13 protein-coding genes and 1 pseudogene are annotated in these 13769 nt (G+C 63.5%); 1 reads left to right on the forward strand and 13 read right to left on the reverse strand.

Annotated elements, in window-relative coordinates; translation table 11 throughout:
• Window positions 1-9 precede the first annotated feature (9 nt).
• The 13 genes and pseudogenes from HDG37_RS20100 to HDG37_RS20155 all read right to left on the reverse strand — a co-directional run bounded on the left by HDG37_RS20100 (window position 10) and on the right by HDG37_RS20155 (window position 11913).
• Entirely contained in the window at window positions 10-978 is a 969-nt protein-coding gene (locus HDG37_RS20100) for a PDR/VanB family oxidoreductase (RefSeq protein WP_184050667.1), read from the reverse strand.
• A 121-nt stretch (window positions 979-1099) separates the two neighbouring features.
• A complete protein-coding gene (locus HDG37_RS40395; protein WP_409260218.1) occupies window positions 1100-1411 on the reverse strand; it encodes an MFS transporter in 312 nt (103 codons plus the stop codon).
• A 40-nt stretch (window positions 1412-1451) separates the two neighbouring features.
• Window positions 1452-1826 (reverse strand): annotated as a pseudogene (locus tag HDG37_RS40400) (MFS transporter); the annotation flags it as partial.
• 69 nt (window positions 1827-1895) lie between these two features.
• The gene (locus tag HDG37_RS20110; RefSeq protein ID WP_184050669.1) at window positions 1896-2672 is read right to left on the reverse strand and encodes an enoyl-CoA hydratase; all 777 of its coding nucleotides are present in this window, start codon (window positions 2670-2672) and stop codon (window positions 1896-1898) included.
• Entirely contained in the window at window positions 2669-3877 is a 1209-nt protein-coding gene (locus tag HDG37_RS20115) for a CaiB/BaiF CoA-transferase family protein (protein WP_184050671.1), read from the reverse strand. Before HDG37_RS20115 ends, HDG37_RS20110 begins: the two co-directional genes overlap by 4 nt.
• 192 nt (window positions 3878-4069) lie before the next feature.
• Window positions 4070-4972: a LysR family transcriptional regulator gene (locus tag HDG37_RS20120; RefSeq protein WP_184050672.1), complete on the reverse strand. Its 903-nt coding sequence runs from the start codon at window positions 4970-4972 to the stop codon at window positions 4070-4072.
• A gap of 136 nt (window positions 4973-5108) precedes the next feature.
• The gene (locus HDG37_RS20125) at window positions 5109-6416 is read right to left on the reverse strand and encodes an MFS transporter (RefSeq protein WP_184050674.1); all 1308 of its coding nucleotides are present in this window, start codon (window positions 6414-6416) and stop codon (window positions 5109-5111) included.
• Window positions 6417-6587: 171 nt separating this feature from the next.
• On the reverse strand, window positions 6588-7508 hold the full coding sequence (locus HDG37_RS20130; RefSeq protein WP_184050676.1) for a LysR family transcriptional regulator: 921 nt from the start codon (window positions 7506-7508) through the stop codon (window positions 6588-6590).
• A 49-nt stretch (window positions 7509-7557) separates the two neighbouring features.
• A complete protein-coding gene (locus HDG37_RS20135) occupies window positions 7558-8262 on the reverse strand; it encodes an EthD family reductase (protein WP_184050782.1) in 705 nt (234 codons plus the stop codon).
• A gap of 2 nt (window positions 8263-8264) precedes the next feature.
• Window positions 8265-8786: a 4-hydroxyphenylacetate 3-monooxygenase, reductase component gene (gene hpaC / locus HDG37_RS20140; RefSeq protein WP_184050678.1), complete on the reverse strand. Its 522-nt coding sequence runs from the start codon at window positions 8784-8786 to the stop codon at window positions 8265-8267.
• Window positions 8787-8806: 20 nt separating this feature from the next.
• Window positions 8807-10024 carry an acyl-CoA dehydrogenase family protein gene (locus tag HDG37_RS20145; protein ID WP_184050680.1) on the reverse strand — a complete coding sequence of 406 codons (1218 nt, stop codon included), beginning with the start codon at window positions 10022-10024 and terminating at the stop codon, window positions 8807-8809.
• 35 nt (window positions 10025-10059) lie between these two features.
• The gene (locus HDG37_RS20150) at window positions 10060-11415 is read right to left on the reverse strand and encodes an MFS transporter (protein WP_184050682.1); all 1356 of its coding nucleotides are present in this window, start codon (window positions 11413-11415) and stop codon (window positions 10060-10062) included.
• A gap of 333 nt (window positions 11416-11748) precedes the next feature.
• Window positions 11749-11913, reverse strand: a complete 165-nt coding sequence (locus tag HDG37_RS20155) for a hypothetical protein (RefSeq protein WP_184050684.1) — start codon at window positions 11911-11913, stop codon at window positions 11749-11751.
• A 1052-nt stretch (window positions 11914-12965) separates the two neighbouring features.
• Between HDG37_RS20155 and HDG37_RS20160 the strand changes: the two genes are divergently transcribed.
• Window positions 12966-13292: a hypothetical protein gene (locus tag HDG37_RS20160; RefSeq protein ID WP_184050686.1), complete on the forward strand. Its 327-nt coding sequence runs from the start codon at window positions 12966-12968 to the stop codon at window positions 13290-13292.
• The last annotated feature ends 477 nt before the right edge of the window (window positions 13293-13769 follow it).

Consider the following 13769-nt stretch of genomic DNA (forward strand, 5'->3'; position numbering starts at 1 on the left):
GGAGGCAAATCAGAGGTCGAGCACGAGCACGGGAGTGCGCGAGCGCGACACACAGCAGCAGATCACGCTATTGCTCGCGCGCTCGGCCTTGCTCAGGCAGTGATCGCGATGCTCGGGCTCGCCGCTGACCACATCGACCATGCAGGTACCGCACACGCCTTCGCCGCATGACGTGTCCACTTCGACACCGATCGACGCGAGCGCGTCGACGATCGACGTGTTCGCATCGACTCGCACCGTCTGACCGCTGCTCGCCAATTGCACGTCGAAGCTATCGAGCGATGCTTCGGCCACGGGAGCCGGCTCCGCCTTGAAGCGCTCGAGATGAATCGCTTCCGCGGGCAAGCGTTGCTGAGCGCCGGCGACGACAAAATCCATGAACGGCGAGGGACCGCACGTGTAGACATGCGCGTTCGCGCCTGCATCGAGCAGGCACGCATCGAGCGCGGGTTTCAGCTCCTCGGGCCTCACGCCGAAATGCAGCTTCACGTGCCGTGCGAACGGCTCGCGCCTGAGCAGCGTCATGAAGGCCGCGTGCGCCTCGCTGCGGGCGAAATAGTGCAGCGTGAAGCGCGCGTGCCGCGCGGCGAGCCGAAAAGCCATCGACAGCAACGGCGTAATGCCGATGCCCGCGCCGATCAGGATGTGCTCGTCCGCGCTTTCTTCGAGACGAAAAAGGTTGCGCGGCGCGCCGACCGATAGCTCGGTGCCGACCCTCACCTCTTCATGAAGCGAGCGCGAGCCGCCGCGCGATTGCTCCTCCTTCTTCACCGCGAAAATCTGCGACTCGATACACTCCGGGTCGCCGCACAACGAGTATTGCCGCGTGACGCCCGAAGGACTCGTGACGTCGATATGTGCGCCGGGTTCGTAGCGCTCGAACGGCAGCCCATCGAGCCGCGAAATGCTGAACGAGCGGACCCCGTGCGCTTCTTCGCACAAGGCGTCGACCCGAACCTTCAGGGTTTGCGCTTGCATGATTGCCTTCCGATGTATTCCTGGCGGGGACGATATGCCGAGATTAGCGCCCCGCATCGGATAAGCAAAATAGATTAAAAAACCGTGCTTGCATCAATGCGATTTATTTTATGCTGAAGTGTCAAGCGCCCGACAGCGCGTCCTCCTTGCGTTGCGGTTCGCTGCGCGGCTGCGTCGCGTCATTCGAAAACGGCATGTTCGGCTTCACGAAGAAGCTCAGCACGATGCCGAAAAGCATCACGGCGATCGACAGTACGAACGTCAGATCCCAGCTGTGCAACCGGTCGGCGACCAACCCGGCGATGACTGGGCTCACGATCGCCGCAGTGAAGCCGGTGCCGCTCATGATGCCGCTGGCCGTGCCGGAGCGGTCGTAGGCGACGTCCATCGGAATCGCCCACATCGGGCCGACGTTCATTTCGTTGAAGAACATCGCCGCGGCAAGGAAGATCAGCGAAATCGTCGGATCGTGCAGCCATCGCGCTGGTCGAGGCCGGAAACGTCGCGCCTTCGCCGAGACCCAGCAGCAGGCGCGCCGCGATCAGCGAAGCGAAACCGCCCGCCATGCCGGTCAGCGCGGTCGCCACGGCCCAGATTGCCGCACATGCAAGCAGCGTGCGGCGCGCGCCGAAGCGGTCGCTGACCCATCCGCCGACAAACTGGAAGATCACGTACGGATACGCGAATGCCGAAAAAATGATGCCGAGCTGCGTATTGCTGAGGCCAAGCTCGCTCTTGAACTGCCCCGCTGCCGTACTGATGTTGACGCGATCCACATAGGTGATGAAATACATCAGGCACAACATCACCAGCACGGTGGTGGTGGCCTTCAGCGACAGGCGTTTCATGTGTCGTCCTCCAGATGTCATTTATTTTTTGCGGTGAAGCCCTGCCATTGCGCGTGCAGCGCAGGACGCTCAGCCCTTCGGCGTTCCCGAGCCGAAGGCCGCGACGGCGTCGCGGAACCGCTGGCTGCCGTACACCTGCTCGACGAGATCCTCGTCTGCGAGGCTTTGATCGATCACGATGCGCCGCAAGCTCTCCTTGACCGCATGCTGCGTCACGGGCGATAGCGCAACGAGCCGCGCGGCGAGCGCGCACGCCGCGTTGCCGACCTGTTCCTTTGCCGTGACGTCATACACATAGCCGCACGCGTGCGCTTCGGCGGCGCTGAGGAAATCGGAGAGCAGCAGCATCTTCTTCACGCGCGGCACGCCGAATGCCGCCACGAGCCTCGCGAGATTGCGTGACGACAGCGTGTTCGATAACGTCTTTGCGATCGGCGCGCCGAAGCGCGAGCCCTCCGCACAGATGCGGAAGTCACACGCGGTAGCGATGGCGAGTCCGCCACCCACGGCCCAACCGTCGATCGCGGCGACGGTGGGCACCGCAATGCGTTCGACCGCGTCGATCACCTGTTCGACGAGCGCTTCGTATTCGACGCCCTGCGAGCCTGCCGTAAAGTCGCGGAAGTAGTCGATGTCGGTGCCCGAGATAAAGGACTTGCCGCCCGCGCCGCGTAGAACGATGCAACCTACGGTTTCGTCCGCACGGCATTGGTCGATCAATGCCAGCAAGGTCTCGTACATCGGCATCGACATCGCGTTGTGCCGCTCGGGGCGGTCGATCACGATCTGCGCGACCGACTCCGTCAGACGTTCGAGCCTGACTTTCTCACTCGTCGCTTCGCTCATTTCGCGGCCCCGTTGATCTCTGCGTAAAGCTCGTCGTTGTGCTCGCCCAGCCGCGGCGGATGGCGTCGCACGCGCTGCGGCGTACCGAGCATCTTGACCGGAAAGCCGATGTTCTTGACCTTGCCTTCAACCGGATGGTCGATCTCCATGCACATGCGGCGATACTGCGCATGTTCGCTGCTGAAGGCTTGCGGATACGACAGGATCGGTCCGGCAGGAATGCCCGCGGCCAGCATCGTCTCGATCCATGCCTCGCAGTCGCGCTGGCCGAACGACTTCTCGAGCGATTCGATCAGCGCCTCGCGGTTCTTCAGGCGCAGCGAAACGGTCTCGAACTCGGGATTCGTCAGCAGATCGGTCCGCTCCAGCAGTTCGCAAAGACGCGACCACAGCTTCTGGTTGGTTGCGCCCATCACGAAGTAACCGTCGCGCGCCTTCACGGCCTGATACGGCGCGCTCATCTTGTTGCTGGTGCCAAGCGGCGTCGGCTCGACACCCGTTCCCCAGTAATCCGACATGTCCCAGATCGAGAAGGCCATCGCCGAATCGAACAAAGACGCGTCGACGTGTTGCCCCTGCCCGGTCTTCTGCGCGCCGATATAAGCGGAAAGCACGCCGTACACGGCGAACAGCGCACAGCCGATGTCCGCCACCGGCACGCCGGCCTTCACGGGCTTGCCGCCTTTGTGGCCCGTCACGCTCATGACGCCGGACATGGCCTGCGCCATCAGGTCGAAGCCGGGGCGCTGCGACCACGGGCCGCTCTGACCGAAGCCCGAGATGCTCGCGTAGACGATCTTCGGGTTGATTTCACGGATCGTCCCGTAATCGATCCGCAGCCGCTGAACCACGCCGGGCCGATAGTTCTCGACGATCACGTCGGCGGTCCTGGCCAGCTTGTAGAAAAACTCGCGCCCTTCGTCGGTCTTCAGGTCCAGCGCGACCGAGCGCTTGTTGCGGTTCATGTTCAGAAAACCCATGCTGTCCGGGCCTTTCATCTTGAAGCCCATGGCGCCGCGCGTCTGGTCGCCTTCGAGGGGTTCGACCTTGATGACGTCCGCGCCGAGATCGGCGAGCATCATGCAGGCGAACGGGCCGGCCATCACCTGGCTGACGTCGAGCACACGGATGCCCTGCAGCGGCAACGGCCGGTTGTCCGTATCCGCGTCGTCGCTGGATGGTGTTTGTGCGTGGTTTTGCGTCATGTCGTCTCCTGTTTTTCCTGCCGGGCCGCTGTCGCGCGGCCGGCCGTTGCAGCACCGTGTTGGCGTGCGTCAACTGTCGCGCACGCGAGGGTGCCGCCGCAAGAATGCGACGGTCATACCTGGTTTCGCAAAAGACGAAGGGGGTGCCTTGCAGTCGAGGGCGTCGAGCGCAGGAACTGCTGCGCCCGCGCTTCAGCGGCCGGCCACGCGCCGTCCGGCCGTGAGCGCGGCTTCGACGTTGCGCAGCGTCTGCGCCTGCGCATGTCCTTCCACACAAGACAGTACGTAGCTACGTTGATGCCAGTCACCCGCGAGCTCGACGACACCGAGGCCGTCCTCGGGATGGAAGCTGCGCAGCACGTCGGGCGGCATCAGACCCACGCTGAGCCCGTGCCGCACGACGGCGAGCATCGTGTCGAAACCATTGACCAGATAGTCGCAATCGAAGCGGCGGCCGCGGCTGTGAAACGCGCGCTGCACGGCGGCAAGGATTGCCGAGCCCTTGCCGAGGCTGACGAGCGGAAGCTCGAGCAAGGCGTCGAGCGTGATCGGCTGCGGGTCAAGATGGAAATGTGCGCGGCTATAAACGAGCACCAGCCGGTCCTCGCGATAGCGCATTTGCGGCAGATCGAGAAAGCCGCTCTTCTTTTCGTAGATGCCGATGTCGATCATCTTGTCGCGCAACATCTGCTGCACGATGCGGCTGTTCTCTTCGACGATCTTCAGCGAGATGCCCGGATAGGCATTCCGGATCGCGGCGATATCCGCGGCGAGAAACTCGATGATCACGGCTTTCGGCGCGCCGATCACGATGCGTCCGTCGAACCCGCTCACGAGTGCCTGCGCCTCGCTCGCGAGCCGGTCAACCAGCGTGTCGACCTGCTGCAGATAGCCGAGCAGCTTGCCACCCGACTCGGTCATTTCTACGCCATGCGGTACGCGCCTGAAGAGCTTCGTGCCGAGTTGCTCCTCGAGATCCGACACGCGCCGCGACGCCGCCGCCACCGCGAGCCCCAGCCGGTTGGCCGCCCGCGAGATGCTGCCCTCTTCGACCATCGCGACGACGAGACGAACGGTGGTGGTGTCGACTTTCATGCGCTGACATGAGGACCGGGTCTTGAGGGAGTGCCATGTTACCGCACTCCTTTACCTCGGACTGCGCGGGCCAAAGCGAAGCCTTCGCGCGATACACGTCACCGCGCGAAGGCTTGCACGCCAGGCAGGCGAAGCATTACGGCTGACGCGTTTCGTGCGTGAACTTCAGCGTGACGACGGTAACGAGACCGAGCAAGATCAGGAACACGGCAACCGGCCAGTAGGCCTGGTAGTGCGCGAGCAGCGCGGTCGCGACCAGCGGCGACAGGCCGCCCGCGAAGATCGACGCGACTTCGTGACCGAGCGCCACGCCGGAATAACGGACTTCGGTGCTGAACAGTTCGCCGACGAGCGCTGGCAGCGTGCCGATCATCGCGCCGTGGCAGACGGCCGTGCCGAGCAAAAGCGCGAGCCAGATCAGCGGCGTGGACTGCGTGTTGAGCAGCCAGAAGAACGGAAACGCCATCACCACGAGCGACACCGCGCCGATCATATACACCGGCTTGCGCCCGATGCGGTCCGACAGCTTGCCCCACGCGAGCATCGCGCCCATTTCGACCACCATCGCGAGCATCACGCCGGTCAGCATCACCGAATTCGAAATGCCGACGAACTTGCCGTACACGAGCGAGAACGCGAGAAAGATATAAGCGCCGCCGTTTTCCGCGACCCGCAGACCCATCGCCATCAGGATCTCTTTCGGGTGACGCTTGATCGCTTCGAGCACCGGCATATGCGCGGTCTTGCCGGCTTTCTCCGCGTTCTCGAAGTCGCGGCTCTCCGGCAGGTTGTGACGGATGTACACGCCGAGCGCGAAAATCACGATGCTCGCGAGAAACGGCAGACGCCATCCCCATGACATGAACTGATCGTGAGGCAGCGCTTGCACCGCGAGGAACGCGCCCGCCGACAGCACGAAGCCGCCGCCCACGCCGAGCTGACTCCACGCCGCGAAATAGCCGCGTTTTTCGGGCGGCGCGTTCTCGCTGATCATCAGCACGCCGCCGCCCCATTCGCCACCTGATGCGATGCCTTGCAGCAAGCGCAAGCCCGCGAGCGCCGCGGGGGCGGCCAGACCGACGTGCTCATAGGTCGGCAGCAGCCCGATGCCGAAGGTCGCAAAGCCCATGATCAGCAGCGTCCAGACGAGCGACGCGCGGCGTCCATAGCGGTCGCCGATATGCCCGAACACGATGCCGCCCAGCGGACGCGCGACGAAGCCGATCGCAAACGCGGCAAACGCCCCGATCGTGCCGATCAACGGGTCCGCGTGCGCGGGAAAGAACAGTTGCCCGAGCACCAGCGCAGCCGCGGTGCCGTACACGAAAAAGTCGTACCACTCCATCGCGTTGCCGGCCACCGACGCAATGATGATTTTCCTGAGTGCGCGATCCGACTCTGCCGTGGCGCGCCCGGCCGCGATCGGGGATTGAACGGAGGACATGTCTGCTCGCATTTGAATTGGGGGGATGGCGGCCTTTCAGAAAAGGCTTCGCACGATACGCAGTGTCGAGGCGACAGATAGTGGCGTCAAATTAGCCGAAAAGCAGGGCGGGTATCAGTGCAGCTAATATGCCCGGCGTGTCCGGGCACCCGCGGGCAAGCTCACGCTCGCTCAGCGTGCCGGCTGATGAAACATCGTATGGATGGTCTCGCGCAGCCACGCGATGCCGGGGTCCGCCGCGAACTGCGAGTGGCAGTGCACCTGAATTTCGATCGGCGGCAGCGGAAACGGCAGCGGCAGAATCCGGAACGCCTTGCCGCGGTTGAAGCGCTTGGCGATGCTTTTCGGAAAGATCACGGCAAGATCGGTATTCATCACGATCTCGGGCGCGACGACGAAATGCGGCAGCCGCAGCACGACCTCGCGCTTCAGGTTCAGCTCGTCGAGCCATTGCTCGACCATCCGATGCCCGGTCGCATTGGTGCTCGCGTACACGTAGCGTAGCGCGGTCAGATCTTCGCGGCTCGGCCTCGTCTTGCGCAGCGGATGACCGGCGCGCACCACGCACACGTGCTCGTCGACGAACAGCGTCCGGCTCACGCAGCCCGCGTCGAGACCAGGCACATAGCCGAGCGCGAGATCGACTTCGCCGGCGCGCATCGCCGCGCTGACCGACTCGACCGCCACATTGGCAACCTCGATGCGGATGCCGCGCGCTTCGCGATCGAGCAGCGCGGCGAGCGGGGGCAAGAAGTAGAACTCCGACATGTCCGACATCGACACGCGAAACACCCGTCGCGCGGTCGACGGCTCGAACTTCGCCAGCTGCTGCACGGCTTCGTTGATGATCGCGAACGCTTGCGCGAGCGGCGGATAGAGGCGGTACGCGGCATCGGTGGGGACCATGCCGTTGGGCGTGCGCGAAAACAGCGGGTCTTCGAACAGAGTGCGCAGGCGGCGCAGCGCATGACTGACCGCCGGTTGCGTGAGACCGAGCCGATCGCCGGCCGCCGTCAGACTGCGCAGGTCCCAGATCGCGAGGAACACGCGCAGAAGATTCAGATCGGCGATGCCGGGATTCAGCTTGTTCATGCGCAGCTCTCGCAAACTAAGGCATGTCGCTGGCCGCGCGACGCGCCGGTCAATATGCGGCGAGGTTACCGTAGATGCTGCGCATTGCAAAATGCGGCGTCGCGCCGCTGTACGGCGGCAGCGCGTGGAAGTCGCGGCGCATCGCATCGCGCACCGGCGACGCGAGCGCATCGGTGAGCGCGCTCGCATCGTCGAACACGACCTTGTTGCGTTGCATCGCGCTCGCGCGCGCAAACGGCAAACCGCTGCGGCTGTCGATGCGCGTGTAGATCTCCATTTCGCGCAGCGCCAGCAATTGCAGCATCAACGGCGGATGATGCGCCAGATAGTGCGTAAGCCACGCGTTGAAGTCTTGCGCGACGCCTTCGTATGCGACCAGATAGGTGCAGCGTTGCGCGTTGTCTTCGACCGACGCAGCCTGCGGTGGCGCGAAGATGCGCACGGCCATCACCTGCTGCGAGAAGCTTTGCGGGCTGAATTCGGCGCGCATGGCCGAATGCAACGCGTGCGCGATCGCGCCGTCAGGTTCGAGCGCGGCTTCGAGCGGCTCGAGTTCGTCGAAGTACCACTGCAGCACGCACGACGGCGCATCCGCCGCCGGCGCGATACGCGCATCGACCTGTCCCGCGATCGGCTCGTGCACGATCAGCTTGCGCAGGCCCGCGACTTGCGTGGCGGCCCGCAGCAGCGCGCGCGGGTCCGTGAGCGATTGCCGCGCGTCGCTCGTGCCGATCAGAAAGAGACAGACCTGCATCGTCATGCCGCCTCGCAAGCCGCGACACCGGCACGCGCAAGCCGGTGGAACTGCCTGCCGAAGTAGACGAGGCCATCGCCGTCATCGCGCGTGGCGATCCGCTCGATCCGCACGAACATCACCGAGTGCGAGCCCACCGTCCTGCTGTCGACGATCTGTCCTTCGAGGCTCGCGAGCGCGTCGCCAAGCACTGGAGCGCCGAGCGCTCCCGGCTGCCACGCGCATTGATCGAAACGTGCGTCCATCGAGCAACCCGTCATGCCCGCGAACACGCGCGCCAGGTCCTGGCAGTGCGCGCCAAGGATGTTGATGCACAGGTTCGCGTTTTCGTGCATCACGTCATGCACATAGCTCGATTGATTGATGCACACCAGCATGGTCGGCGGCGTATCGGTCACCGAACAGACCGCGCTCGCGGTGATGCCGCAGCGCCCGCGCGGACCATCGGTCGTGATGATGTTGACGGCCGCGCCGAGGCAAGCCATCGCGTTGCGGAAGTGCGTGCGCGTTTCGTCGTGCGTCATGACAGTCGCTCCTATGTCGCTCAGGGATAGGGCGTGACCGGCGGTATGCCGACGAACAGCGCGCCCGACGCGTCGTAGGTGCCTTCGCCGAGAAACGCGTGCTGCGTGACGACGATCGAATCGCGCACCATCCGCTGCATGCGGCTCTCGCGATAGATCGCGCCGATGCCAGCCATCTTGTATGCCTGCATGACCACCTCGGCGCACGTATGCGCTGCATGCGTCGCGGAGAGCCGCAGCAGATTGGCCTCGCTGGGCGATACGGGGTCGCCCGCCATGACCGTGCGCCACGAAGTTTGCGCCGACTCGAAGAAGAACGCGCGCGCGCTGCGCAGATTCGCTTCGGCCTGCGCGAGACCCGAGCGATAGTACGCGCGGTCGGCAAGACGCGGCGCGCCGGTCGTCGTTCTGGTTACGCCGGACATACCGGCCAGCAGGTCGAGCGCCGCGCGCGCGAGCCCGAGGTTCACAGCCGCATGCACCTGCGCCTGATATGCGACGGCGGGGTAGCGGTAGAGCGGCTCGTCGATCAGCGGCGCACCGCCGCGCACGAAGGTCCATTGCTCGTCGACGAACTTGTTTTTCAGGCGCAGATCGTGGCTCCCGGTGCCTTGCATGCCGACCACGTTCCAGTTGTCGACGATCTCGACTTCGCTCGCCGGAAACACGGCCGTGAACGGCTTGCCCGCGTTCGCGTCGCCGACCTTGCCCGGCGCGCCACCGATGCCGACGCCGAGCCAGTCCGCGCCCTTGCAGCCGCTCGCGAAACGCCATTGACCCGACACGACGTAGCCGCCGGGCGCACGCTCGGCCGGTTGCAGGGGATACAGGCCGCCCGCGAAAACCTGGTCCGGACCGGATGCGTAGATGCGGGCCTGAGTCTCGACCGGCAGCGACGCAAGATACGTGTTCGCGGAGCCAAAGGCCGCGACCCATGCGGTCGACCCATCGGCGATCGCGATGCGTTCGAGCATCGCCAGAAACTGTGGCGGCGGCAGCGCGTCGCCGCCGAAGCGTTTCGGCGTGCTCGCGCGGAAGATGCCCGCGCGCTTCATCTTCACGATCATGTCGCGCGGGACGTGTGAAACCGCGTCGAACTCGTCGCGGCGACGCTCGACTTCGGTGATCAGGTCATCGAGCGACAGCGGGCCCGTGTATTCGGGGTAGTCCTCCTGCGTGTCGATGATGGGTGCGTCGGCGGTGCAAGCGCGGGCGCTGGCGGTATGAACGGCGTGCATGCGCGTTACCTCTTGATTCGGTGATGTGAACGATGTCATTCGGTTTTCTGATGCGCTTCGATGCGCATCGCTTTCGGATAGGTCTCCCGGGCGAGCAGCGTCGCGATCACGGTAATCAGGCCGAGCACGCCGAGGTACAGAGCGACCGGCGTCGCGCTGCGATAGTGCGCGAGCAGCGCCGTGGCGATCATCGGCGACAGGCCGCCGCCGAGCACCGAGGAGACTTCGCGCCCGATGCCAAGCCCCGAGAAGCGCAGATGTACCGGCAACAGTTCGCTGATGAACGCGGGCTGCGCGCCTTCGAGGATGCCGAGCGTGAGGCTGTTCGCCAGCACGAGGGCCGTGATCACTTTCCAGTATTCGCCGGAGCCGAGCAGCGCAAAGTACGGCCATGCGACGAGCACCAACGCAATCGCGCCGGCGAGATACACGGGCTTGCGTCCGACCTTGTCGGTCAGGTAGCCGAAGAACAGCGAGAACGGAATCATCAGCAGCATCGAAAGAGTCAGGCCGCCGAGGATCCAGCTCGATTTGATGCCGAGGAACTGGCCATACGCGATCGAGAACGCGAAGAAGATGTACGACGCACCGCCTTCGCCGAAGCGCAAACCGAAGATCGTCAGCACTTCGCGAGGACATTGCCGCAACACTTCGATCACCGGCATGCGGGTGTCGCGACGCGTTGCCTTCGCTCGAGCGAACGCGGCGCTTTCGCCGACCGAGCGGCGCATCCACAAGCCCAGTGCGACGAGTGCGGCGCTGCAGAGAAACGGAATGCGCCAGCCCCAGCTCAGGAAATCGGCAGACGACAGGTTCTGCACCAGCAGGAACGCACCGGTCGACAGCACGAAGCCGAGCGCCGCGCCGCACGGACTCCATGCGGCGAGCGCGCCGCGCTTCGATTGCGGCGCGTTCTCATGGATCAGCAGGATGCTGCCGCTCCATTCGCCGCCCGCGGCGAGCCCCTGCACGATGCGCAGACACACGAGCAGCGCCGGCGCGGCGAGGCCGATCTGCTGGTAGGTGGGCAGCACGCCCATCAACATGGTCGCCGTGCCCATCGCGAACAGCGTCAGCATCGTCACGAGCTTGCGCCCGTAGCGGTCACCGAGATGTCCGCACAGCACACCGCCGATCGGCCGCGCGATAAAGCCGACCGTGAAGCCGCCGAACGCGGCGATGGTGCCGGTGAGCGGATCGCTGCCGACGGGGAAGAACAGCTTGTCGAATACCAGCGCGGCGGCCGTTCCATACAGGAAGAAGTCATACCATTCGAGGATTTGACCCAGCACGGCGGTCGTGACCGCGCGTCGTACGCCGCTCGTCGCGGCGGCGGATCGGCGTGATGCGAGCGGGGCACTCAGATCGGAATTCACGGCGTCAGAGTTCATGGCTCAGGGAGAACGAAGATTGAGGTTCCCGCGTGACGATGGCTCTACGCAGCGGGGCGAATCACATCCGGACGACATGGCTGCACGATATGAGCGGCGATAAACGCGGTCAAATTCGGGCCAAAAATGGTCGATATGAATGGCGTGCATGGGCGAGGCCCGGATCGAGCGACGCGCGAATGGTGAGGAATTCCAGGAGGTGGCGCTACGGTGAGGGTTTACGGGAGCAGTGGGCGGGATGCGCGACGGCTCACACGGTGTGCGTCGGAACGGCGATGGGGATGAGGTGCGTCGAAGTGCGCAGCGCGTGCTTCGCTGGCTTCAGCGTTGCGGTCAACGATTGCGTTTCGAACCAGCGAGCGCGGAGCGCGTCGGTGTCCAGTGCGCGAGAAACACGCTGAAATGCAGGGCTAAAAGTTGAAGCGAGCCTGTTGAGGTGAGATCTTCCAGGATGGTGAGGATTTCCAGGAGTCGAGAGAACGACGCTTTGTGCGCCATGGTGAGGAGTTCCAGGAGGTCGGCCCCGCATTCGAGACCTCGCGCTCGCGGCAATTGCTCAATCCGGGTAGAACGGAAGCCTTTGGCTCCCGAAAAACCTCACCTTGGGGGCAATCGCCCACGTTGCTTACGGCGCCTCTCAGTTATCAAAAAAGTGGCGACTTGCAATCTCTGCTGTGCAGGGGATTTAGCCGACCAACGCTTGACGCGGCAATTGGGCAATGTCGCGACCTACATCGCAAGTTTTGGCTACTGCGCCACCGAGTTTGGCGAAAGTTGCGACTTGGACCCTCACATAACGCTTTGCGCCACACTGAAAAAAGGGCGAGCTTTCATCCTTAGTCGACGCTGGGGTTCGAGACCGTCGCTTGATGTTCAATCGCCACCTATTTGGCACGCCGCATTTTTTACTCTGATTGGTGCGACAGTGGCTTGCCGCGCATACGATCGAGATTTGCGACGGTTTTGCTGTCGAGGTTAAGAGACGCTCCGATTTCCCGACGAGTCCTTCCTTGTGCGCGCAGCGCAAGTACTGCTTGCCCCAAAGATGAACGCAATACGCCGCTTGCAGGTCGGCAAGGTTCGGCGTCGGTGGCATTGTGCCCGACCCATTTGGTAAATTTGAAATGCGCGCCACAGGTACACTGAGCTGCATAATGATCGCCTCGCCGTCTTAAAGCGTCGACAGGATGGCGAGAGCCATGGGCGGCGCCGACATTCATGCAGTAGATCACCAGCCGCGGCCTCTTCACGCTAAAAGTAAGTTTTCCGACGTTCTCCCCGCTCATCGCATCGCAACATGCAGCCAGCATGACTATCGAAACCGGCATTAGCGAATACGTACTTCTGCTTCCAAACCGCCTTCGCCCTACATGAGGATCCTGCCTGTCTGGCACTCCGACCCACCGCAGGAAAGCAGAGCACCGACGCTGCACGACGCCGGCTGGCTCGATGGCACGGGGGGTAGTAACATGCGCGCCAGGGCGGTACGCCGCAATCGCGCCAGGCTCGTTTTAGAGAGCAAGACACGCTTTCACAAAGGAGTGTCAACCATGATGCAAGTCAGCGAAATCCAGAAGCGTTTCACGCACCTGCAGCAATCCATCGAGCAGGCTTCACAAACCTGTCATGCCGACGCAACCCTCCCCAAGGACCTCGTCAAGTGCGTTGATGAGCTAGATCAACAATCCGCGTCGGCAAAGAAAGTGATAGCTTCGAACGATCAGGATCGCATGCGCCAATGGGTGGACGATCTTGAGCGGATCGGCGACAGCGCGGAAAAAGCGTGCGAACGCGCTGCGAATGTCAATGCCAGGATCAGGAAAGCAGTCAGTTCGGTTCATGCCGAACTGAGCGATCTAAAGAAGCAGTTACATTAGTCTCATTCACGTCATGTGAGCGGTCGCCGCGTGCGTGAGCGACCTGCGGCGGGGACATTCACGCTGATCGGCCCCGCCGCCAATATTTCACGCAGTTCTTCCCCGCGTCGAACACGATGCCGATCGCGACGTTTGGCTGGTGCGAGCAGGAATGCCTTACTTGCGTATAGGCTTTCAAAGCCTGATGCTCTCCGGTGGCGCCACAAGGAATAAACGTCCAGTGCTCCAATGGCCGTGCCGCAGTCTCAGCTTCACACTACCGCTGTCGACGGGCGCTGAACGATCCGCTGCTGCCACTCGGACTGCGTCCTCCGTAATGGCCGCTTGCAAAGGGCTATTTCGGTCATCCACATAAGCCGCCTATCCAGTCCAGATGCGCGGTGGCGCTCGCATACCCATCGCCCCCGAAATCCGTCATGTACTGGTTAGATGGCTTGGCCGAATCCGATCCGAGTTCTGTGAGGGCCGAAGGCGTTC

It is taken from the genome of Paraburkholderia sp. MM5384-R2 (assembly GCF_014201025.1).
Taxonomy (GTDB): Bacteria; Pseudomonadota; Gammaproteobacteria; order Burkholderiales; family Burkholderiaceae; genus Paraburkholderia; species Paraburkholderia tuberum.